This is a genomic window from Mesorhizobium sp. P3_B5, from assembly GCF_056402815.1.
In genome coordinates this window covers 127,461-149,983 of sequence record NZ_JBFUGR010000006.1, presented here as the reverse complement: position 1 = coordinate 149,983, position 22,523 = coordinate 127,461, and the positions used below count along the sequence as shown (strand labels likewise).

Below are 22,523 nucleotides of genomic sequence, written 5' to 3'. Positions count from 1 at the left end.
AAGGGCCAACCCTACGCGACGTCCATGGCGTCCGAATGAGTGCGAGTTCGGGAACAATAATGGCAGACAGAACCCAGCTGAAAGCAGCCGACCACAGCGACATCTCCGACGATGATCCGTTCGCGGAACTGACCAGGATCATGGGTTTCGATCCGCGTCAGCCGGTCAAGCCGCAGCCACCAGCTGAGCAGAAGGCCGCACCCGCCGATCAAGCCGCGGACGAGGGCGATTTCGACATCGACCTCGAGAAGGAATTGATGGGCGAATTCGGCAATGACGACTTAAGCGCTGTTGCCGAGATTCGGGAACCTGTTGCCGAGGTTCAAGCGCCGGCTGCCGAGGTTCAAGAGCCGGCTTTCGAAACGGCCGATGCGATGGACGATGCGCTCGCCGCTTCGCTCGAACAGGATTTCCTGCTCGACGATGATGCGGCTAACGAGGCCGTTCATGGTTTTGCCGCTGCTCCCGAGGTTCCGGCGCCAACCGTTGAAGCCGCCTTCGATGATGATTTCGACAATGCCGTAGCCAGTTCGCTGGAAGATGTGTCGCCGTTCGAAGACGATTTGCCTGTTGACGACGAGCTTGCCGCGTCGCTCGAGCAAGGGTTCCTGCTTGATGACGATGCGACTGACGACAACGAGCGCAGCATCGCTGCCGCCGATGTTTCCGCGCCGGTCACGGAGGCTGCGGTCGACGATGATTTCGACCATGACGATTTCGACAATGCCGTCTCGATGTCGCTCGAAGACGAGCTGACGCTCGACAGTCATTCACCTGACGACGACCACTATGCCGGTCCCGCCGCCACCGAGATGGCCGCATATCAGGCCGCACCGGTCGAGGCCGCCGCCGATGCGGATCAAGGGACTTCCAACGAGGATTTCGCCGGCCATTTCGACGATGCGATGGCCGATGTCGACATGGACTTCGAGGTTCGCGCCGATCAGCCGGCCGCGGTCGATGCACCGTTGGCAGACGAAACACCGGCCGCCGAGCCCGTCTATGCAGAGGACCACGCCTACGACGTCGCTCCGCAAGAGGCACAAGACGTCGCTCCGCAAGTAACCCACGACGTCGCTCCGCATGAAGCACAAGAAGCATTCGATGATTTCGACCTGACCTTTGACGATGCGCTTGCCGATGAGATCGAAGCGCCTGTTGTGCAGGTCGCCGCCGTTCCGACCGAGCCGATCGCGGCTCCAGCCGTTGTGGTCGAGAGGGCAGAAGCTCCAGTCGCCGCGGCAGATGAACGGACATTGGAAGACGAGCTGAACGCGCTGCTAGGCACGATGAAGGCGCGGACCGCTCCTGTGGTCAAGGAGCCTGCTATGGTTCAGCAGCCAGTTGCACCGGCGCAAAGCACCGCCGGTCAGCCGACGGATACTGTCGCCGATCTGGACTGGGACCTCGACGAGCACCAGCCTGGGCAGCCGCTTCACGCTGAAACGGCCCAGGCAGCCGATGCTGGTCTCGACAATCTTGTGCTCGACGAGCACGAAGGCCAGGATTTCGAGGCTGATGCTGCAACAGCGTCCGCGACCCGGGCTGCCGCCGACATTCATTTCGATGACGATGCGTTCGACGCCGCTTTTGCCAAGGGTATCGATCTGGGTGCCGGCGTAGCCACCGGCACGGTTGCGCAGGCCGCTTCCGGGCAAGCGCCGGCCGGCGATTGGATGACGGCGCGCTCGACGCCGCCGGAGCCAGCCCGTTCGTGGAGCCGGATGACGCCGGTCGCCCAGTCGCAGCCGTCGTTTGCAGCCCAGCCGATGGCTTCGCTGCCGCCGGTCGCGGCAGTACCGTCCTATCGGCAGCAGCCGGTTGAAAACGTCCCTGCCTATGCGGAGCCCGCACCGGCACTGCCCGAACAGTCTCAGCGCTACGACGAGATGCCGGATGTCGAGACGGTCGATGTGCCCGAGCGCGTCGTCGCGCTGGCGGACGACCTCGATATTCCGGAACTCAACTTCGATGAGGACGAGCCGGCATCAACGGCCTATGACGATCTCGACGCCGAGTTCTCCAGCCTGCTCACCGATATGAACGCGACGGAGGTGGCTGCGGCGCCTCAGCGCAACGCGGCCTATGACGATGATTCCTACAGCGCCGGTTTCAAGCCGGGCTATGAGCGCAACGATCAGCGCGCCTATGCGGCGCGGCCGGCGGAAGTGCCTGCCAAGGCAGCGGCCGGTGCTTATGCCGACGCCGCAAACGGCTTCGACATCGACGATCTGCCCGGCAGCCAGCCGGTTTCACAGGCCGACGATTTCGCTGTCGACGAACTCGACTACGATCCCGAGCTGGACGAAGCGATGGCGGTGCCGGGCCTGGCCGGGCAGGATACTGCAAGGCAGCCGCGCCGAAGCGGCCTGCTGATTGCCGCGGTTGTCGGTGCGGTAGCCATTGCCGGCGGCATTGGCGCCTTTGCCTTGTCCGTTGGCGGCAAGGGCGGCAGCGATGCGCCGGTGATCGTCAAGGCCGACAACGCACCGATCAAGGTCAAGCCGGAAAATCCGGGCGGCGCCGTGGTGCCGAACCAGGACAACAAGGTCTATGACGCGGTGGTCAAGGGCACCAAGCCGGCCGAGCCCGTTCAGGAGAAGCTGGTCACCAACACAGAAGAGCCGGTGGATGTGACCGCCAAGGAGCCGCAGAGCCGTGTTGTCGATCTTTCACCCGACGAGACCGACGCTGCCACTGGCAGCGATGCCGCCGGCAACACCGCCGCGGCACCCGCACCCAAATCCGAGGACCGCATAGCGCAGGTTCTGCAGGAAGCCGACAAGGGCACGAACTCGGATGTTGTCGCCATTGCGCCGCGCAAGGTGAAAACCATGGTGGTCAAGCCCGACGGTTCATTGGTTGCACGCGAGGATCCGGCACCTGCACCAGTGGCGGCCGCTGAGCCTGCCGATCCGGCGCCGCAGCATGTGGCCCCAGCCGGCCAGGCCGACGCGGAGCAGACCGGCACCGTGCCGGCCGCGGCCGACCAGGCCAGCGATGATCAGGCAAGTGCCGATCAGGCCGAGACCGCCAAGCCGGTCAAGCCGGCAGCCGAGCCCAAGGCGGAAGCCAAGGCCCAGTCCGCCAACACGCCAGCGTCAGTTCCGCTCGCACCGCAACGCCCGTCCGACCAGCCGGTCGACGTGGTTGGCGAGGTCAAGCCCGACCAGGTTGCTTCCATTCCTGCGGCGGCTTCCACCGCCGCCGGTGGCTCATGGTCGATGCAGATTGCGTCGCAGCCGACGGTTGAAAGCGCCCAGGCCAACTATGCGGACCTGCAGCGCCGCTATGGCAGCGTGCTCGCCGGTCGCACCGCCAACATCGTCAAGGCCGAGATCGCCGGCAAGGGCACCTTCTACCGTGTCCGGGTGCCTGCGCAGTCGCGCAACGATGCCATCAATCTGTGCACCAGCTACAAGGCCGCCGGCGGCAACTGCTTCGTGTCGCGCTAAAGTCTGGTCCAACCAATCAAAACCGGCGCGGTCCCAGACCGCGCCGGTTTTTTTATGTGAAATGGGATTTGGCCTTGCAAGGCTTGCGGCTCGACACGATTCCCTTTGTCGCCGTGAAGCTCTAAACTGCTCTCCATGACCGAATCAAAATCCATGATCCTCGGCTGCGCCGGGAAATCGCTCACCCGCGACGAAATCCGTTTCTATCGCAACGAATGCCCGTGGGGCTTCATCCTGTTTGCGCGCAACATCGGCGAGACCGAGCAGATCCGCGATCTGGTGGCTTCGATGCGCGACTGCATCGGACGCCCGGATGCGCCGGTGTTCATCGACCAGGAAGGTGGCCGCGTGCAGCGTCTGCGGCCGCCGCTGGCGCCGAACTATCCCGCCGGCGGTGCGCTTGGCGCGCTGTGGCGCGACGACCACGATGCCGGCACCCGCGCCGCGTGGCTGATGGCGCGGCTGCATGCCTTCGACCTGCTGCGCTATGGCATCACGGCGGATTGCCTGCCGGTGCTCGACGTGCCGATCGAAGGCGCCAGCGACGTCATCGGCGCACGCGCCTATGGCAAGGAGCCTCGTCCGGTCATCGAACTCGGCCGCGCCGCGGCAGAGGGGCTGATGGCGGGCGGCGTGCTGCCGGTCATGAAGCATATTCCAGGGCATGGGCGGGCTTTTGCCGACACCCATTTCGAGCTGCCGACCGTCGATGCCTCGATGAGCGAGCTGCAGCGGCATGATTTCGCCCCGTTCAGGGAGCTCAACCATCTGCCAATGGCAATGACGGCGCATGTCGTCTACAGCGCCATCGACCCGAAGAACCCGGCGACCACGTCCGGCAAGGTGATCGACGAGATCATTCGCCGCGAGATCGGCTTTGACGGGCTGTTGATGAGCGACGACACCTCGATGAAGGCACTTTCTGGGGATTTCCCGACAAAGGCGGCCTCGATCCTTGCGGCCGGCTGCGATCTGGTCCTTCACTGCAATGGTGTTTTCGAGGAGATGGCCGGCATCGCATCGCGGACCACCGGGCTTGAAGGCAAGTCGCTCGAGCGTGCAAAGCGGGCGCTGACCTATATAAAGAACCGCGATCGGGCCGACGAAACAGAGATACGTGCTGAATTTGCCACCTATTTCGACGCGGTGGCCTAGACCGAGAGGGAAAAAGGGCAAGTGGCGGAGACATTGGAAAGCAAGGCCGGGAAGGCTGCACCGATGGACCGTCTGTGGGCCGAAAATGACGATTCACGCGTCACCGGCGATCCGTCGCTGGTTGTCGACGTGGCCGGCTTCGAAGGCCCGCTCGATCTGCTGCTGCATCTTGCCCGCAACCAGAAAGTCGATCTGTCGCGCATCTCGATCCTGGCGCTGGTCGAGCAATATCTGACCTTTGTCGAGACGGCGAGGGCGTTGAGGCTCGAGCTTGCCGCCGACTATCTGGTGATGGCGGCGTGGCTAGCCTTCCTCAAATCGAAGCTTTTGATCCCTAAGCAGCCCGGCGACGATGGCGAGAGCGGCGAGGAACTGGCGGCGGTACTGCAATTCCGGCTGAAGCGGCTGGAAGCCATGCGCGACGCCTCGGCACGGCTGGTCAACCGCAACCGGCTCGGCCGCGACGTGTTTGCGCGCGGCATGCCGGAAATGGTCATCGTCGAGAAGCGCAATGCCTATTCGGCCTCGCTCTACGACCTTTTGACCGCCTATGCCCAGCAGCGCCAGAAGCAGGCCATCACCAATGTGACAATCGCCAGGCGCGGTGTGTGGTCGCTCAAGGATGCGCGCGATATCCTGACCAGGCTGATCGGCTCGCTGCGCGACTGGACGGCGCTCGACAGTTTTCTGATCAACTATCTGACCAGCCCGGAAGAGCGGCGCACCGCGATTGCCAGTTCGTTTGCGGCGTCGCTGGAACTGGTGCGCGAAGGCAGCATCGAAATGCGGCAGGACGAGGTGTTCGCGCCGCTCTATCTGCGCGGCCGCGCGCCGGGCATCAGGGCAGTCGAGGTGGCATCATGAGCGAGCGCGCCAACGCATCGGTCATTCCGTTCAAGGTCGACGAAGAAACCGAGGAGGGCGCCGTTGCCCAGGATTTGGCTGAGACTGTGACCCAGAATCCTGGCGAGCGGCTGCATATGGCGGAAGCCGTGCGAATGGCCGAGGCGATCGTCTTTGCCAGCGCCGAGCCGGTCAGCGAAAAGCAGCTTGCCGCGCGGCTGCCCGACGGCATCAACATTGCCGCCGCCATGGCTGAGCTGCAGCAGATCTATGCGCGCCGGGGCGTCAATCTGGTGCGCGTCGGCGATGCCTGGGCGTTCCGCACCGCGGGCGACCTTGCTTTCCTGATGAGCAGGGACACCGTTCAACAAAAGAAGCTTTCGCGCGCCGCTCTCGAAGTGCTGGCGATCATCGCCTATCACCAACCGGTGACGCGCGCCGAAATCGAGGACATCCGCGGCGTCGAGACCTCGAAGGGCACGCTGGACACGCTGATGGAGACGGAATGGGTGCGCATGCGCGGTCGGCGCCGCACGCCGGGCCGCCCGGTCACCTACGGCACCACCGACACCTTCCTCGACCATTTCGCGCTGGAGGAGATCCGCGATCTGCCCGGGATGGACGAGTTGAAGGGCGCCGGGCTGCTTTCGGGCCGCATGCCGTCGAATTTCTCCATTCCGATGCCGCCGTCCGATCCGGATGCGCTGACCGACGACGAGGATCCGCTGACCGACATCGACCTCGAGGAACTCGGCCTGTTGACGCCGCGCGTCACGGAAGATTGACCGCAAGGCACTGTCAAAAAGCTGCTTGCGGCTGTAGATGCGCCGATTGGTAGCGGACCGCATCGCTGAAAATGCGTGACATCTGCCGCGCCTTCATAAACTTTGTCGCGGTTGTGTTTGAATCCCAACGCGAAAACGCATAGATCATCGCCAGGGAAAACATTCGAGAGAGAGTTACAATGGGTTCATTTTCGATTTGGCACTGGATGATCGTGCTGGTGATCGTGCTTCTGGTGTTCGGCCGTGGCAAGATTCCCGAGCTGATGGGCGACATGGCCAAGGGTATCAAGAGCTTCAAGAAGGGCATGGCCGACGACGACGTTGCCGAAGACAAGCGCACCGTCGAGCACCGCGCCGACGAGACCGTCTCGGCGGTGAAGGAAAAGGCCAGCAAGAGCTGAGCCCAAGGTTCTAGTCGGAACAGAGTGCCATGTTTGAAGTCGGCTGGACCGAAATGCTGGTGATCGCCGTCGTCATGATCGTGGTCGTCGGACCCAAGGATTTGCCCAATATGCTGCGCACCTTCGGCCGCACGACGGCGAAGCTGCGCGCCATGGCAGCCGACTTCCAGAAACAGTTCAACGAGGCGCTGAAAGAGGCCGAACTCGACGACGTCAAGAAGTCGGTCGATTCGCTCAGAAGCCTCAATCCGGCGGCCGAGATCCGCAAACAGCTCAATCCGTTCGAGCAGGCCGCAGCCGACGTTCGTTCCGGCGTCGACGCGGCGATGAAGCCGAAGCCGGCTGTCGATCCGGCAACGCCTGCTGCAGACACGCCGCAGCCGGCGGAGCCGCTGAAGAACGGCGCCACGGATATGCCGGGTCTCAACGTGGCGGAAGCGTTGCCGCCTACGCCAATCTTTCCAGCGATGACCGACAGCTCGGTCACGGCACCGGCCGCGCCGCAAAAAGTGTCGGCGGCCAGGAAAACCGCCAAGCCCGCTGTACCCAAGCCAGCTGCACCCAAGGCAACCAAAGCCGCGGTCGCTGCTTCGACGAAGGCCACACCGGCAAAGGCTGCGCCCGCAGCGAAGGCACAGGCCAAGGTGGCGACGGCCCCGGCAAAGGCGACCAAGCCGGCCGCGACTAAGGCCGCAGTCAAAAAGGCTGAACCAAAGCCTGCGCCGGCAGCGGCGAAAAAGCCTGCAGCCAAGAAGACGGCGGGAGCCGCCAAGTGAGCGTTTCGGATACGGAAAAGGACGAGATCGAAAAGTCGTCAGCGCCGCTGATGGAGCATCTGATCGAGTTGCGCCGGCGGCTGATCTGGTCGATCGGCGGCTTCTTCGTTGCCTTCCTGGTCTGCTTCTTCTTCGCCAAGCGTCTGTTCAACCTGTTGGTCATCCCGTTCAAATGGGCGACCAAATGGGCAGGGCTCGACCCGCACAAGGTCGAGCTGATCTACACGGCGCCGCAGGAATTCTTCTTCACCCAGGTCAAGCTCGCCATGTTCGGCGGCATGGTCATCGCCTTTCCGCTGATCGCCACGCAGATCTACAAATTCATCGCGCCCGGCCTCTACAAGAATGAGCGCAACGCCTTCCTGCCTTTCCTGATCGCCTCGCCGATCCTGTTCCTGATGGGCGCGTCTCTGGTCTATTTCTTCTTCACGCCGATGGTGATGTGGTTCTTCCTCGCCATGCAGCAGGCCGGCACCGACGATCAGGTGCAGATTTCGCTGCTGCCGAAAGTGTCGGAGTATCTCAGCCTGATCATGACGCTGATCTTCTCCTTTGGCCTGGTGTTCCAGCTGCCGGTGGTGACCAGCCTGATGACGAGGGTCGGCATGCTGTCGTCGAAGGCGCTGGCCGAAAAGCGCAAATGGGCGATCGTCATCGCCTTCGTGGTGGCGGCGGTGCTGACGCCGCCCGATCCGATGAGCCAGATCGGTTTGGCCATTCCGACCATCCTGCTCTACGAGGTGTCCATCTGGGCGGCCCGGCTGATCGAGCGCGACCAGAACAAACAGAAGCTGGCGCGCGAGGCCAAGGACGCCGCGGACGAAGCGGCGGAGAAGGCGGGCACGCCTCCGACGCAGACTCCCTAGTAGGCGATAGCGTTCACGCCAGCGGAAAAAGGCGACGGTCGCTGAGCCCTTGTCTTGCATCGATCAAGGATGCGGTTTACGCCCTCTGGCTGAAACGCATCGCCATCAGAGCGATGCGTTTCAGTTTTGTTTGAAGCATGTCGTTGCCCCAAAACCGCTGCGCACTTTTGGGCGACATGCTACCCAGGAGCGTTCAAACCATGCTTGACATCAAATGGATTCGCGACAACCCGAAGGCCCTTGTCGAAGCGCTGCAGAAGCGCTCGTGGTCGGCCGAGGCTGCGCAGTCCACGGTCGATGATTTGATAGCCAGCGACGAAGCGCGGCGCGAGCATGTGACCGAGCTGCAGACCAGGCAGGAGCGCCGCAACGCCGCCTCGAAGGAGATCGGCAACGCCATGCGTTCCGGCGATGCAGCGCTTGCCGAAAAGCTGAAGGCCGAAGTCGGCGAGATCAAAACCTTCATCCAGAATGGCGAGGCGCGCGAACGCGAACTCGACAAGGCGCTGAACGACGCGCTGGCGGTGCTGCCCAACGTGCCGTTCGACGATGTGCCGGTCGGCAAGGACGAGCACGACAATGTCGTCAAACGCACCGTTGGCAAGCTGCCGACGCGGCCGAATTGGGTGAAGGAGCACTTTGAGATCGGCGAAGCGCTCGGCATGATGGATTTCGAGCGGGCGGCAAAGCTGTCGGGATCGCGCTTCACTGTGCTGAAGGGCGGGCTGGCACGCATGGAACGCGCGCTTGGCCAGTTCATGCTCGACCTGCACACGACCGAGCACGGCTACGAGGAAATCATCCCGCCGCTGATGGTGCGCGATGAGGTGCTGTTCGGCACCAATCAGCTGCCGAAATTCGAAGAGGATCTGTTTTTTGTCCAGCATGGCGATGGCCGGCTTGGCCTGATCCCGACCGCCGAAGTGCCGCTGACCAACCTGGTGCGCGAGGAAATCACCGCTCACGAAAAACTGCCGCTGCGCTACACGGCGCTGACGCCGTGTTTCCGCTCGGAGGCGGGCTCGGCCGGGCGCGACACGCGCGGCATGCTGCGCCAGCACCAGTTCTACAAGGTCGAGCTGGTTTCGATCACCGACCAGGACTCGTCGCTCGCCGAACACGAGCGGATGACTGAGTGCGCCGCGGAAGTGCTGAAGCGGCTGGAGTTGCCGTTCCGCACCATGACGCTGTGCACCGGCGACATGGGTTTTGGCGCGCGCAAGACCTACGACATCGAGGTCTGGCTGCCGGGCCAGAACGCCTATCGCGAGATTTCGTCCTGTTCGTTGTGCGGCGATTTCCAGGCGCGGCGCATGGATGCCCGCTACAAGGACAGAGACGGCAAGGGCAACCGCTTCGTGCATACGCTCAACGGCTCCGGTACCGCCGTCGGCCGCGCGCTTATCGCTGTCATCGAAAACTACCAGAATGAGGATGGCAGCGTAACCATTCCTGAAGCGCTGCGCTCTTACATGGGTGGCCTGACAAAGATCGAAGCGAAGTAATGCGCATTCTGCTGACCAATGATGACGGCATCCATGCCGAGGGCCTAGCGTCGCTCGAACGCATCGCCCGCACGCTGTCGGACGATGTCTGGGTGGTGGCGCCTGAGCAGGACCAGTCCGGCTACGCGCATTCGCTGTCGATCTCGGAGCCGCTGCGCCTGCGCAAGATCGGCGAGAAGCACTATGCCGTGCGCGGCACGCCGACCGACTGCGTCATCATGGGCGTGAAAAAAATCCTGCCTGGCGCACCCGATCTGATCCTGTCCGGCGTCAATTCCGGCGCCAACATCGCCGACGACGTCACCTATTCGGGCACCGTCGCAGGCGCCATGGAGGGTGCGCTGCTCGGTATCCGCTCGATCGCGCTCAGCCAGGCCTACTCCTATCTTGGCGAGGATCGCGTCGTTCCATACGAGACCACGGAGGCGCTGGCGCCGGCGCTGCTCAAGAAGCTGGTCGCCATGCCCCTGCCGGACGGCGTGCTGCTCAACGTCAATTTCCCGAACTGCCTGCCGGACGAGATCGTCGGCACGGTGGTGACCTCGCAGGGCAAGCTGGTGCACAGCCTGTGGGTTGACGAGCGTCGCGACGGCCGCGGCCTGCCTTATTACTGGCTGCGCTTCGGCCGCGAGCCGGTCGAGGGCAAGCACGGCACCGACCTTTATGCGATGCGCAACCGATTGGTGTCGGTGACGCCGCTCCAGCTCGACCTCACTGCGCACGAAATCCGCGACCAACTGACCAAGGCGCTATCAGAATAAGGTTTTGGCATGAACATGGCTGTCGACGACCGCGAAGGTTTTGCCGCTTTCCTGCTCCGCTTGCGTGGCCAAGGCGCAGTGCCGAAGGCGCTGATCGCCGCTTTCGAGGCGACGCCGCGGCGCGGTTTCATCTCCGGACAGTTCCACTCGATCGCCTGGTCGGACGGCATGCTGCCGATCGAATGCGGGGAAGCGATCGAAGGCGCCGACCTGCAGGCGGCGGTGATCGCAGCCCTTGCTATCGAGCCGGGCAACCGTGTGCTCGAGATCGGTACCGGGTCTGGCTATACGGCAGCGGTGATGTCTCGGCTGGCATCGCGGGTGGTTACCATCGACCGCTACAAGACGCTGGCCGAGCAGGCGAGGCAACGTTTTGAGGCGCTCGCCATCGGCAACGTCATCGTGCGCCAGGCGGACGGTTCCAACGGGTTGGCCAATGAAGGGCCGTTCGACCGTATCGTCGCCTGGGCGGCGTTCGACAGCCTGCCGCGCTTCCTGCTCGACCAGCTTTCGAGCGGCGGCATCGTCATTGCGCCGATCGGGCCGGAGGAGGAAGAGCAGGTGCTGGCCAAGCTGACCAAGGTCGGCAGCCGTTTCGAGCGCGAGGACATCGGCAGCGTGCGCCTGCAGCCGATCCTGCGCAGCGTCGCGGCGGTCATTTGAGCCCACCCAAAATATTTTAAGAAAATTTGCGTCTGATTCTAAGGGGTTAACCGACCAGTAACATTAACGCGCTTTAATCATGCCTAGTTTGTACCGGGTATGTGCGGGTTAGTGCGATGCAATTCAGTGTTTTGAAGGCAAACGGGCGTAATCTGGCGCGTGGCTGCGCCGTCCTCATGGTCGCAGGCGCCGCAGCAGGGTGCAGCTCCCAGGTCGCGCGGTTCAACGGTGTCGACGACGTCTTCACCTCCTCGACCAACAATCAGCGCGCCATCATCGACAAGCAGGATGCCGCCCAGCCCTATCCGGGCGATGTCGCGGCTGCGCCGGTCGATGGCAGCCACACCCAGTCGGTCAGCCGTTCCAGCCTGGAACCGGTTACAGTTCAGCAACTGCCGCCTGTCGCCCAGTCGCAGCCGGCAATGGCGCCTGCCGCCAATCCGGTCCGCACTGCCACCGCTCCGGCCTTGGCGCCCAGGCATCTCGACAAGACCGCGACCGGCACCATCGCTCCGGCGGCAAAGCCGTTCAAGAACGCGCAGCCCGATGCGCCGAAAATGGCGACGACGGCAGGAACGCCGCATGCTACCGAGATCATTGTCAAGGACGGCGAGACCATTAACGGCATAGCGCACCGCTATCACGTGCCGTCGGATGTCATCATTAAGGTCAACGGCTTAAGCGCCACCAAGGGGCTGAAGACCGGCCAGAAGCTGGTCATCCCGGCCTATGCCTATTCGAGCAAGGACCCGGCTTCGGCACCAAAGACTGCCGACGCCAAGCCTGCAAATGGCAAGCACGACCAGCCGGCCACTGCGCCGGACAAGGTGGCCGTGCTGCCGCAGCAGCCAAAGGTCAAGGACGGCAAAGCCGTCGCACAGGTGGATGCGTCCGCGGCAAAGCCGAAGGATGGCAAGCCCGCAGCACAGATGGCTTCGGCCGCGCCCAAGGCAGGAGCCGGTACCTATACGGTTCAGTCGGGTGACACGCTCTCGGCCATCGCCAGGAAGACAGGCGTCAGCACCGTTGCGCTGAAGCAGGCGAACGGCATGCAGGACGGACTGCTCAAGATCGGCCAGACGCTGAAGGTTCCGGCCGGCGGTACCGCGACGGTTGCCAGCGCCAAGCCGGCCAAAGTTGACCCGGTGACGACGGCCACCACCCAGCCGGCGGCCAAACCGACGGAAACGCTCGCCTCCTACACGCCGCCGAAGAAAGACTCCAAGGTCATCCAGCAGGCTGAGGACGACGATGCAGTGGCACCGGATGCCACCGGCATCGGCAAGATGCGCTGGCCGGTGCGTGGCCGCGTGATCTCCAATTTTGGCGGCGGCAAGGACGGCGTCGATATCGCCGTGCCGGAGGGAACGCCGGTGAAGGCGGCCGAGAACGGCGTCGTCATCTATGCCGGCGACGGTCTCAAGGAATTCGGCAACACCGTGCTGGTGCGCCATGAAAGCGGGCTGGTCACCGTCTACGGCCACACCAGTTCGATCGAGGTGCAGCGCGGCCAGAAGGTCAAGCGCGGCCAGGAGATCGCGCTGTCCGGCATGAGCGGCACCACCGACTCGCCGAAACTGCACTTCGAAGTGCGCAAGAACTCGGCCCCGGTCGACCCGTCTGGCTATCTCGAATAGAAGAAAAAAAGCATTTGCAGGCCGTCTGACCTCCAGTCCGGCCCGCCGGCTCAGCCCGCTCCGCTAGGAGCGGGCTTTTTCAGTGGTTTTGTTTCGACCATGATCCTATCCGAAAACCGGCTTCCACTTTTCTGGATCGTGGTCTGGCTCAGTTGTTGAGCGGCTTGCCGAGCCGTCCCGCCAGATCCTGGGTGAACTGCCAGGCGACGCGGCCGGAGCGGCTGCCGCGCGTCGTTGCCCATTCCAGCGCGTCGGCGCGCAACGTTTCGGGGTCGATGGCCAGACCGTGATGGCGGACATAGCCGTCGATCATGTCGAGATACTCATCCTGCGAACATTTGTGGAAGCCGAGCCAGAGGCCGAAACGGTCGGAGAGCGACACCTTTTCCTCGACCGCCTCTGACGGGTTGATGGCGGTCGAACGCTCATTGTCGATCATGTCGCGCGGCAACAGATGGCGCCGGTTCGAAGTGGCATAGAAGATGACATTGGCCGGCCGGCCCTCGACGCCGCCTTCGAGCGCTGCTTTCAGCGATTTGTAGGAGGTGTCGTCATGGTCGAATGACAGATCGTCGCAAAACAGGATGATGCGAAAGGGCGCCGCCTTCAGCAGACCCATCAGCTTGGGCAGCGTGTCGATATCCTCGCGATGGATCTCGATGAGCTTGAGCGGCAGATCGAGTTTCGAAGACGCGTTGATCGCGGCGTGCACTGCCTTGACCAGCGAGGACTTGCCCATGCCGCGCGCGCCCCACAACAAGACGTTGTTGGCGGCATAGCCGGCGGCGAAGCGCTCTGTGTTGTCGACAAGGATGTCGCGGACGCGGTCGACGCCGCGGATCAGGCCAATGTCGACGCGATTGACCTTGAGCACCGGCTCGAGATAGCCGGGATCGGCCTGCCAGACGAAGCAATCGGCTTCGGCAAGGTCGGTTTTCGGCACCGGCGGCGGGGCGAGGCGAGAGACCGCCTCGATCAGGCGATCGAGCTTGTCGTTCAGGGCGTCGATGGTGCTGTCGGTCATTTTTGCGTCTTTGTTTTTGCATTCAGGAGCGTGCGAGGCGGAAATCCGGTCGATGTCGGCGGCGTAAAAACCGGCTCCAACCTTTTGTTTGTGCGTGTTCTTTTCCGGAAACCTGACACCACTGTTCGGGCTAAAGCTCTAACACGGGTCAACCGGTCGGAAAAGCAGCCGATTTGCCGGCTCGCGCAGTTGCATTGGCAACTTTACCGACTATATTCCGGCCAAATTTGGCGGGGCCGCTTTGTGGCCTTTTTTCCGTATTCAGGAGTTCTTGATGTTCGTCACACCGGCATTCGCCCAGGCTGCGGCACCCTCGCTGACCCCGCTCGGCCCGATGTTCGACCTCATCGTGCCGTTTATCCCGATTTTCGCGATCTTGTATTTTCTGATCATCCGGCCGCAGCGCGCGCAATTGAAAAAGCGCGCCGACATGCTGGCGGCGGTTCGCCGTGGCGACACGGTCGTCACCGGCGGTGGCTTTATCGGCAAGGTGACCAAGGTGATCGATGACCATGAGCTCGAAGTCGATCTCGGCGGCGGAACCAAGGTGACGGCGCTGCGCTCGACGATCGTCGATGTGCGGGTCAAGGGCGAGCCGGTCGCGAACCAGAACGCCAAGAAATAACCGAATTGTAGGCGGAACGCAGCCGCTTGTACGCCTGAACGGACGATAGACAATGTTATATTTTTCGCGCTTCAAGATGATCCTGATCTGGGTGGCCGTGGCCATCACAGTGCTTCTCGCGGCGCCCAATCTCTTCCCCGCCAGCACGCTGGCCCAACTGCCCAACTGGGTGCCGAAGCGGCAGATGACGCTCGGTCTCGATCTGCAGGGCGGTTCGCACATCCTGCTCCGGATGGATCCGAACGATCTGATCAAGGACCGGCTGGAGACGACGCGAGACGAAATCCGGACGCTGCTGCGCGATGCCAAGCTCGGCTATACCGGCCTTGCCGGATCGGGCCGGACCGTGCAGGTCCGCATCACCGATCCCGCGCAGGTGGAAGCCGCCAAGACGGCGTTGAAGTCCTTGACCGATCCTGTTGCCGCGGGCCTGTTCAGCGGCGGCTCCATCCAGGAAATGACGCTGGACGACAGCGAGCCCGGCCTGCTCAAATTCACCGTCACCGACGCCGGCATCAAATACCGCACGGCGACGGCGCTGGCGCAGTCGATCGAGGTCGTCGAACGCCGCGTCAACGCGCTGGGCACGACAGAACCGATCGTGCAGCGGCAAGGCGATGACCGTATCCTGGTCCAGGTGCCAGGCCTGCAGGATCCGCAGAAGCTGAAGGACATGCTTGGCACCGTCGCCAAGCTGAACTTCCAGATGGTCGACCCCTCGATGTCGGTGCAGGACGCGCTCAACGGTCGTCCGCCGGCAGGCTCCTCGATCCTTTACTCGCAGGACGATCCGCCGGTTCCCTATCTGATCGAGAAMCGCGTCATCGTTTCGGGCGAAAGCCTCGTCGACGCGCAGGCGACATACAATTCCCAGACCAACGAGCCGGTGGTTTCGTTCCGCTTCGACTCCAAAGGCTCGGCGCGCTTCGGCCAGGCGACGTCGCAGAATGTCGGCAAGCTGTTCGCCATCGTGCTCGACGACCAGGTTATTTCGGCGCCGCAGATCCGCGAACCGATCCTCGGCGGCACTGGTCAGATTTCAGGCAGTTTTACCGCCGAGACCGCCAACAACCTCGCCGTGCTGCTGCGCGCCGGCGCGCTGCCGGCCAAGCTGACGGTGATCGAAGAGCGCACGGTTGGTCCGGGCCTTGGTCAGGATTCCATCCATGCCGGCAAGGTTGCCGGCATCATCGGTTCGATCCTCGTCGTCGCCTTCATGTTCGTGGCCTACGGCTTCCTTGGCTTCCTGGCCAACATCGCGCTGGCGGTGCACGTGGCGATGATCGTCGGACTGTTGTCGCTGCTTGGCGCGACACTGACCTTGCCCGGCATTGCCGGTATCGTGCTGACCATCGGCATGGCGGTCGATTCCAACGTTCTGATCTATGAGCGTATTCGCGAGGAGCGGCGAAACGGCCGCTCTGTAATCCAGGCGATCGACACCGGCTTCACCAAGGCGCTGGCGACCATCGTCGATTCCAACATCACCTCGCTGATTGCTACCGTGGTGCTGTTCTATCTCGGCACCGGGCCGGTGAAGGGCTTTGCCATCACCTATGCCATCGGCATCCTGACCACGGTCTTCACCGCCTTCACCTTCACCCGTCTGCTGGTGTCGATCTGGCTGCGCCGGGCGCGTCCGAAGGAGTTGCCGCGGGCGCCGGTCACGTTCATTCCGGCCGGCACGAAGATTCCGTTCATGGGCATTCGACGCTGGACATTCGCACTGTCGAGCGCGCTTTCGATTCTCTCGGTCGTGCTGTTCCTGACCGTCGACATCAACTACGGCATCGACTTCAAGGGCGGCTCGCTGATCGAGGTGCAGGCCAAGACCGGCAATGCCGATCTTGCCGATATCCGCGGCAGGCTGACGGAACTCAACATCGGCGAAGTTCAGGTGCAGCAGTTCGGAGAGCCGAACGACGTGCTTATCCGCGTCGGCACGCAGGACGGCGGCGAGAACGCCGAGCAGACCGTCATCGACAAGGTGCGCGGCGAGTTGCAGGACCAGTACGACTTCCGCCGCGTCGAAGTGGTCGGGCCGACTGTCTCGGGCGAACTGGCCAAGCAAGGCACGATCGCCATGCTGGTCGCGCTGCTCGGCATCCTTGTCTATGTCTGGTTCCGTTTCGAATGGCAGTTTGCGGTCGGCGCCATCGTCGCGACGGTCCACGATGTGGTCATGACGCTCGGCTTCTTCGTCATCACCGGGCTTGAATTCAACCAGTCATCGCTGGCGGCGATCCTGACCATCATCGGCTATTCGCTGAACGACACGATCGTCGTCTATGACCGCGTTCGCGAGGATCTGCGAAAATACAAGCGCATGCCGCTGCCGCAATTGTTGAACAACGCCATCAACGAGACGCTGTCGCGAACGACGCTGACCTCGGTGACGACGATCCTGGCGTTGCTGGCGCTGGTGCTGTTCGGCGGCGAGGTGATCCGCTCGTTCACGATGGCGATGCTGTTCGGCGTTGTCTTCGGCACCTATTCGTCGATCTTCATCGCCGCGCCGCTGCTGATCCTGTTCAAGTTGCGGCCGCAGGCCACGACGGCTGACGACGAGAAGCCGGTCGGCAACGGCAAAGCCGTGGCGACCTGACGAACGCTGCGCTCGTGGCAAAAGGCATCGTCATCCGCGAGGCGCATTTCCCCGGCCGCGCGCCGATCGAGGCCTATGGCAATGGCGGGTTCCGCTTCGCCGACATGTCGCATCGCGGCTCGCTGCTGTGCCTGCCCTCAGGCATTTACGGCTGGGAGCCGGCCGACCCCTTGGCGCTGACCGCGGCGGATTTCGAAAAGTTGCTGGCGGAGGCCGGCACGGTGGAGATCCTGCTGGTCGGCTGCGGTAAGGATCTCAGGCCGTTACCGGCAGCGCTGCGCGCGGCACTGAAAGCGGCGGGCATTTCATCCGATCCGATGTCGACCGGAGCAGCAGTGCGGACCTACAATGTGCTTCTGGCGGAAGACCGCGCCGTGGCCGCCGCGCTGATCGCCGTCGACTGAAATGGCTGATGCCGGCAACATCGTCATGGACGCGGTGCGCGCCGCCGACCACGACCGCTATCTCACAGCGCTCTATGCGCCGGCGGACAGGCGCGACGCGCTGTTTTCGCTCTATGCCTTCAACGCCGAGATTGCAGGCATTCGCGACCGCATCCACGAGGCGTTGCCGGGCGAAGTGCGGCTGCAATGGTGGCGCGACGTCATTGCCGCGGACGATGATGGCGTTGGCCATCCTGTCGCCGACGCGCTGAAGGCGACGATTGCCACCCATCGCCTGCCGAAACCGGCATTCGACAACATGCTCGAAGCGCGCATCTTCGATCTCTATGACGACCCGATGCCGTCGCGCACCGATCTCGAAGGCTATTGCGGCGAGACGGCAGCCGCCCTCATTCAGTTCGCAGCAATGGTGCTCGACCCCGTCGAGGCGCCGCGTTTTGCCGACCTGGCGGGCAGAGCAGGTTGCGCGCAAGCGATGACCGGCCTGCTGCTCCTGCTGCCGCTGCACCGCAAGCGCGGGCAGTGTTTTGTTCCGGCCGATATCCTGGCGTCGGCAGGCTCGTCGCCGGAAGAGTTTGTTGCCGGCGATGGCGGGCCGGGAGCGCAGCGCGCCGTGGCGGCGATGATCGCACTGGCGCGGGAGCATCTTTCAGCCTTCGAGCAAGGGGCGTCGGCGTTGCCGGTCTCGCTGCGCCCGGCATTCCTGCCGCTGACGCTGACACGCGCTTATCTCGGCAAGATGGAAAGTCATTCACCGCTCAACGGTGTGGCGCGGCTTTCGGCGTTGCGCCGGCATTGGCTGTTGTTGCGCCGCGCGTCGCAAGGCTGGCCAGCCAGACGTCAATCGTAGCTGGAATTCTTCAAGCTGCGGCCAGCATCAAGGCTGCGGAGTAGCGAACCTTACTCCGCCGGTTCGGCTGTTTCCGCTTGCGCCGGCAGCCCCAACCATTGCCGGCAATCGGCGCGAGCGCGCGATGTGATGGCATGTCTTTTGGCGACGGTCTTGTCCTTGCCGCGCATGCGCTTGCCTTCGGTCTTCGGCGCCTCCACCGGTGGGAACAGGCCGAAATTGACGTTCATCGGCTGAAAGGAGCGTTTTCCCGGCTCGTCGTCGGAAACGATGTGGCCGCCGGTGATGTGGTTGAGCAGCGCGCCGAAGGCGGTGGTCAATGGCGGCAGCGAGGGTGCATGGCCGAGCCGTTCGGCGGCGGCGAAGCGGCCGGCGAGCAGGCCGATGGCAGCGCTTTCGACATAGCCCTCGCAGCCGGTGATCTGGCCGGCGAAGCGCAGGCCGGGCCGCGACTTCAGCTGCAGCGAGGCGTCGAGCAAGGTCGGTGAATTGATGTAGGTGTTGCGGTGCAGGCCGCCGAGGCGGGCGAAGTCGGCGTTTTCCAGGCCCGGTATGGTGCGGAACACGCGCACCTGCTCGGCATGCTTCAGCTTGGTCTGGAAACCGACCATGTTGTAAAGCGTGCCCAACGCATTGTCCTGGCGTAGCTGCACGACGGCATAGGCCTTGACCGTTGGGTTGTGGGCATTGGTCAGCCCCATCGGCTTCATCGGTCCATAGCGCAGCGTCTCGACGCCGCGTTCGGCCATGATCTCGATCGGCAGGCAGCCGTCGAAATAGGGCGTGCCTTCCCATTGTTTGAATTCGGTTTTCTGGCCGTCGACCAAGGCCTGGACGAAGGCAAGATACTGCTCCTTGTCCATCGGGCAGTTGATGTAATCCTTGCCGGTGCCGCCGGGGCCGACCTTGTCGTAGCGCGACTGGAACCAGCAAATGTCCATGTCGATCGTGTCGAAATGGATGATCGGCGCGATGGCATCGAAGAAGGCGAGCGCATCGGCGCCGGTCGCTTCGGCAATCGACTGAGCAAGGCCAGGTGCGGTCAGCGGGCCGGTGGCGATGATCGCCTGATCCCAATCCGTCGGCGGCAGGCCGGGAACTTCCTCGCGCTCGATGGTGATCAGCGGATGCGCTTCGAGCCTTTTGGTCACCGCTTGCGAAAACCCATCGCGGTCGACGGCCAGCGCGCCGCCGGCCGGCACCTGGTGCGCGTCGCCGGCGCTCATGATCAGCGAGCCGGCCAGCCGCATTTCGGCGTGCAACAGGCCGACGGCGTTGTTTTCGGCGTCGTCCGAGCGGAAGGAATTGGAGCACACGAGCTCGGCCAGGCCGTCCGTCTTGTGCGCATCGGTGCCGCGCACCGGGCGCATTTCATGTAGCACGACCGGTACGCCCGCTTCAGCCGCCTGCCAGGCGGCTTCGGACCCTGCGAGGCCGCCGCCGATGATGTGAATGGGATTTTTGCTCATGAGCGCCGGAATAATCGCTTGCAGCGGCGATTGCAATTGCCGCGCGACAGAGCGGTGAGGGGAAAGCCTACCCCTGAAAACAACAACACCCGCCGGGGGAGGAGGTCCGGCGGGTGTCGTTTTTGGGGTCGATCCTCGGGAGGAGGTGAAGATCGACCGTATTCGTCATCGCCGGGGAGGAGGTCGGCTTTGACGAAATCTCTTTTCGCCATTTTTAAAAGGGGCGAAACCCTTTGGAAGACGAACTGCGTTCGCTTCCGGAAACAACGCCCGCCGCGGGAGGAGGTGCGGCGGGCGCCGTTTTGGTGGTCAACCCTCGGGAGGAGGTGAAGGCTGACCGTATCCGTCAGGGTCGGGGAGGAGGTCGACCCTGGCGAAATTCCTTAACTTCAGATCGCCTTGCGGGCGACGTGCTTGATCTCGTCGCGGACGATGCCGAGATCATGGAGCTGGCGGTTCGAAAGGCGACCCAGCTCGTTAACGGTGTCGCGATAAACGCGCCAGTTACGATAGTTGCGGATCAGGTTCATTGTCGTTCTCTCTTAGAATTGGTTCGGACCATTTGCGGCCCGAAAGGATTAGACCGCCTTGCGAGCGACGTAGTGGATGTCGCTGCGGCTGATGCCGAGGTCAGTCAATTCACGGGTGCTCAGGCGGCTCAGCTCGGAAACGGTGTCCCGGTAGCGGCGCCAGTTGCGGTAGTTGCGGATCAGGTTCATGGTATTTCTCGTTTCGTCTTTCTTTCGGATCATTCCGTCTTTCAGTACGACCTGAAGATAGGTGGGCTAAAAACGATTTAAAAGCGCTATTGGTGCATGGCAGCAATGCAAATTGTGCAATGCAACATTAACGCGCGTTCACTGCTTCGACACAAAGAAACCCGAATCGGAAAATGCCGTTGCGTCAACGGCTTGGCCGGATCGGCTGAAAAAAGACCATGCTGGGGGAGATGGGGTAATGGCGAGCTATTCGTCACGGGTCAGGGCGGATATCGTGCGCTGGCAGCAGGGCGGCCTGATCGACGCGCCGACGGCCGATGCGCTGGCACGCGACGTCGAAGCAAACGAGCGCAAATCGCTGAGCTTCGGTTCGATCCTGGCGATGATGGCGGCGCTGTTGTTCGGCGCCGCGATCCTGATTTTCGTCGCCGCCAATTGGGAAGCCATTCCCCGGCTGGCGCGCGTCCTGGCCCTGTTTGCCATCATCCTCGCCGGCTATGTCGGTGGTGCTGTCCTGAAAACGCGCGACCATGCAGCGATCGGCGAGGCGCTGTGGATCGTGGCCGCGGCGGCGTTCGGCGGCTCGATCGCGCTGATCGGCCAGATGTATCACTTGTCCGGCGACGAAGCCTCCGCCCTGATCACCTGGGGTGCCGGTACCGCGCTGGCCGCAGTCGCGCTGCGCTCGAACCCGCTGACCGTCGCTGCCGTCGGCATTGCCGATGCCTGGCTGTTCCTCAAAGGGTTCGACTATTTCCGCAAGACGGAATTTCCGCATTTCTTCGTCGTCATGGCGCTGGTGCTGTTCGCCATCTCGTACTGGACGCGCAGCCAGGCAGCGCGGCATTTGATTATCCTGTCGGTACTCTTCTACCTTGTGCTGTTTGTCATGGACTACGATACGCTGCAGGTCGCCATTCCGCTGGTGGTCGCCTCGGCGCTGCTTTTCGCGGCGGCGACCTTCTTCGCCGAACCCGTCGACAGGATCGTGCAGCTTGGCGGCCGGCTGCCCTTGCACGCCTTGATCGGCTTTCTCACCGGTCTGGCGATGATCCAGTTCGAAGTGGCGGATACCCATAGCAGCGGCTTCGCACTTGCCTCGGTCGTTGCGCTCGCCGGCATTGTCGCCGCCATCATGCTGGGTGGCCGCGAGAGCAGGGGCCTGCGCTGGGTGGCCTATGCCGGCTTCGCCTTCGAACTGGCCATCATCTATGTCGTGATGCTGCAATCGATGCTCGATACGGCGGGCTTCTTCCTGGCGGCGGCGGTTCTGCTCGGCATCCTGGCGCTGATCATCATCCGCATTGAAAAGCGCATGAAGGCGCCGCGCGTTGAAGGAGCGAACGCATGATGACTGGCAAGAAACTCATCATCTCGGCGCTGGTGCTGGCGCTCGTCCAGATCGGTTTTTTGAGCTGGATCATCGCCGGACGGGCGGCGATCCTGCGCAATGGCAAGGAAGTCCTTTTGAAGGTCGAGCCGATCGATCCGCGCGACCTCCTGCGCGGCGACTATATTTTCCTCGGCTATGAGATTTCGGGCATACCGGTGAAGCTGATCGCCAACATTCCGGCCGGCAAATTCTCAACCGACGACACGTCGATCGTGGTCAGGCTGAAAAAGGGCGCTGAGGGCTATTGGCAGCCGACCGCCGCCTGGTTCGGGCAAGCGCCGGCGCCGGCTGCACCCGACGAGGTCGATATTGTCGGCCATGTCGCCGAGGGCTGGGACCTGCGCGAGAGCGGCGCGACGATCAGGCCGGACTACGGCATCGAGCGCTTCTATCTTCCGGAAGGCGAGGGGATGGCGATCCAGAACGACATGCGGGTGCGGCCGTTCGGCATCCGCGCCGCCATCGCGGCCGACGGCACCGCGCAGATCAAGGCGCTGATGGACGGCGACAAGACGCTGTTCGAGGAACCGCTCTACTAGACGAATGGATGTCTGTTTGCCGAGCTTTCGACGCTTGTGCCGCTAATC

21 protein-coding genes are annotated in these 22,523 nt (G+C 63.0%); 17 read left to right on the top strand and 4 right to left on the bottom strand.

The window, feature by feature from the left end; all coding sequences use genetic code 11:
- Positions 1-59: 59 nt before the first annotated feature.
- The 11 genes from AC1DVW_RS17285 (at position 60) to AC1DVW_RS17235 (ending at position 12,847) form a co-directional block, all read left to right on the top strand.
- Entirely contained in the window at positions 60-3,455 is a 3,396-nt protein-coding gene (locus AC1DVW_RS17285) for an SPOR domain-containing protein (RefSeq protein WP_477324576.1), read from the top strand.
- A gap of 135 nt (positions 3,456-3,590) precedes the next feature.
- A complete protein-coding gene (gene nagZ / locus AC1DVW_RS17280) occupies positions 3,591-4,610 on the top strand; it encodes a beta-N-acetylhexosaminidase (protein WP_477324574.1) in 1,020 nt (339 codons plus the stop codon).
- Positions 4,611-4,673: 63 nt separating this feature from the next.
- The gene (locus AC1DVW_RS17275) at positions 4,674-5,474 is read left to right on the top strand and encodes a segregation and condensation protein A (protein ID WP_477247572.1); all 801 of its coding nucleotides are present in this window, start codon (positions 4,674-4,676) and stop codon (positions 5,472-5,474) included.
- A complete protein-coding gene (scpB, locus tag AC1DVW_RS17270) occupies positions 5,471-6,238 on the top strand; it encodes an SMC-Scp complex subunit ScpB (protein WP_477247570.1) in 768 nt (255 codons plus the stop codon). The genes AC1DVW_RS17275 and scpB overlap by 4 nt, the downstream gene beginning before the upstream one ends.
- Before the next feature lie 179 nt (positions 6,239-6,417).
- The gene (locus AC1DVW_RS17265) at positions 6,418-6,639 is read left to right on the top strand and encodes a twin-arginine translocase TatA/TatE family subunit (RefSeq protein ID WP_013895102.1); all 222 of its coding nucleotides are present in this window, start codon (positions 6,418-6,420) and stop codon (positions 6,637-6,639) included.
- A 29-nt stretch (positions 6,640-6,668) separates the two neighbouring features.
- Positions 6,669-7,415, top strand: coding sequence for a Sec-independent protein translocase protein TatB (gene tatB / locus AC1DVW_RS17260; RefSeq protein WP_477324572.1), 747 nt, complete (start codon positions 6,669-6,671; stop codon positions 7,413-7,415).
- Positions 7,412-8,281 (top strand): twin-arginine translocase subunit TatC, encoded by an 870-nt coding sequence (gene tatC / locus AC1DVW_RS17255; RefSeq protein WP_477324570.1) that lies wholly within the window; start codon positions 7,412-7,414, stop codon positions 8,279-8,281. Before tatB ends, tatC begins: the two co-directional genes overlap by 4 nt.
- Before the next feature lie 200 nt (positions 8,282-8,481).
- Positions 8,482-9,786, top strand: coding sequence for a serine--tRNA ligase (gene serS, locus AC1DVW_RS17250; protein ID WP_477324568.1), 1,305 nt, complete (start codon positions 8,482-8,484; stop codon positions 9,784-9,786).
- Positions 9,786-10,547 (top strand): 5'/3'-nucleotidase SurE, encoded by a 762-nt coding sequence (surE, locus tag AC1DVW_RS17245; RefSeq protein WP_477324566.1) that lies wholly within the window; start codon positions 9,786-9,788, stop codon positions 10,545-10,547. Before serS ends, surE begins: the two co-directional genes overlap by 1 nt.
- Before the next feature lie 9 nt (positions 10,548-10,556).
- A complete protein-coding gene (locus AC1DVW_RS17240) occupies positions 10,557-11,210 on the top strand; it encodes a protein-L-isoaspartate(D-aspartate) O-methyltransferase (RefSeq protein WP_477324564.1) in 654 nt (217 codons plus the stop codon).
- 116 nt (positions 11,211-11,326) lie between these two features.
- Positions 11,327-12,847: a peptidoglycan DD-metalloendopeptidase family protein gene (locus tag AC1DVW_RS17235; RefSeq protein WP_477324562.1), complete on the top strand. Its 1,521-nt coding sequence runs from the start codon at positions 11,327-11,329 to the stop codon at positions 12,845-12,847.
- Between the two features lie 148 nt (positions 12,848-12,995).
- Here the strand turns inward: AC1DVW_RS17235 and AC1DVW_RS17230 are convergent, their stop codons facing one another.
- Entirely contained in the window at positions 12,996-13,871 is an 876-nt protein-coding gene (locus AC1DVW_RS17230; RefSeq protein ID WP_477247558.1) for an ATP-binding protein, read from the bottom strand.
- Positions 13,872-14,145: 274 nt separating this feature from the next.
- Between AC1DVW_RS17230 and yajC the strand changes: the two genes are divergently transcribed.
- The 4 genes from yajC to AC1DVW_RS17210 are packed head-to-tail and all read left to right on the top strand — an operon-like array spanning position 14,146 to position 18,355.
- Positions 14,146-14,496, top strand: a complete 351-nt coding sequence (gene yajC / locus AC1DVW_RS17225; protein WP_477247557.1) for a preprotein translocase subunit YajC — start codon at positions 14,146-14,148, stop codon at positions 14,494-14,496.
- Positions 14,497-14,548: 52 nt separating this feature from the next.
- Entirely contained in the window at positions 14,549-17,101 is a 2,553-nt protein-coding gene (gene secDF, locus AC1DVW_RS17220) for a protein translocase subunit SecDF (RefSeq protein WP_477324561.1), read from the top strand.
- 14 nt (positions 17,102-17,115) lie between these two features.
- A complete protein-coding gene (locus AC1DVW_RS17215; RefSeq protein ID WP_477247554.1) occupies positions 17,116-17,505 on the top strand; it encodes an Mth938-like domain-containing protein in 390 nt (129 codons plus the stop codon).
- A gap of 1 nt (position 17,506) precedes the next feature.
- Positions 17,507-18,355 (top strand): phytoene/squalene synthase family protein, encoded by an 849-nt coding sequence (locus AC1DVW_RS17210; RefSeq protein ID WP_477324559.1) that lies wholly within the window; start codon positions 17,507-17,509, stop codon positions 18,353-18,355.
- Between the two features lie 50 nt (positions 18,356-18,405).
- On the opposite strand, the gene trmFO is transcribed toward AC1DVW_RS17210, so the two are convergent.
- The 3 genes from trmFO to AC1DVW_RS17195 form a co-directional block, all read right to left on the bottom strand.
- Complete coding sequence (gene trmFO, locus AC1DVW_RS17205; RefSeq protein ID WP_477324557.1) at positions 18,406-19,824, bottom strand: methylenetetrahydrofolate--tRNA-(uracil(54)-C(5))-methyltransferase (FADH(2)-oxidizing) TrmFO; 1,419 nt, start codon at positions 19,822-19,824, stop codon at positions 18,406-18,408.
- A gap of 389 nt (positions 19,825-20,213) precedes the next feature.
- Positions 20,214-20,354: a DUF1127 domain-containing protein gene (locus tag AC1DVW_RS17200; protein ID WP_477247548.1), complete on the bottom strand. Its 141-nt coding sequence runs from the start codon at positions 20,352-20,354 to the stop codon at positions 20,214-20,216.
- A gap of 48 nt (positions 20,355-20,402) precedes the next feature.
- On the bottom strand, positions 20,403-20,543 hold the full coding sequence (locus AC1DVW_RS17195; protein ID WP_091596947.1) for a DUF1127 domain-containing protein: 141 nt from the start codon (positions 20,541-20,543) through the stop codon (positions 20,403-20,405).
- Positions 20,544-20,781: 238 nt separating this feature from the next.
- On the opposite strand from AC1DVW_RS17195, the gene AC1DVW_RS17190 reads away from it, so the two are divergent.
- Both AC1DVW_RS17190 and AC1DVW_RS17185 read left to right on the top strand, forming a co-directional pair.
- A complete protein-coding gene (locus tag AC1DVW_RS17190; RefSeq protein WP_477324555.1) occupies positions 20,782-21,894 on the top strand; it encodes a DUF2157 domain-containing protein in 1,113 nt (370 codons plus the stop codon).
- Positions 21,891-22,475 (top strand): GDYXXLXY domain-containing protein, encoded by a 585-nt coding sequence (locus AC1DVW_RS17185; protein ID WP_477324553.1) that lies wholly within the window; start codon positions 21,891-21,893, stop codon positions 22,473-22,475. The genes AC1DVW_RS17190 and AC1DVW_RS17185 overlap by 4 nt, the downstream gene beginning before the upstream one ends.
- Positions 22,476-22,523 lie beyond the last annotated feature (48 nt).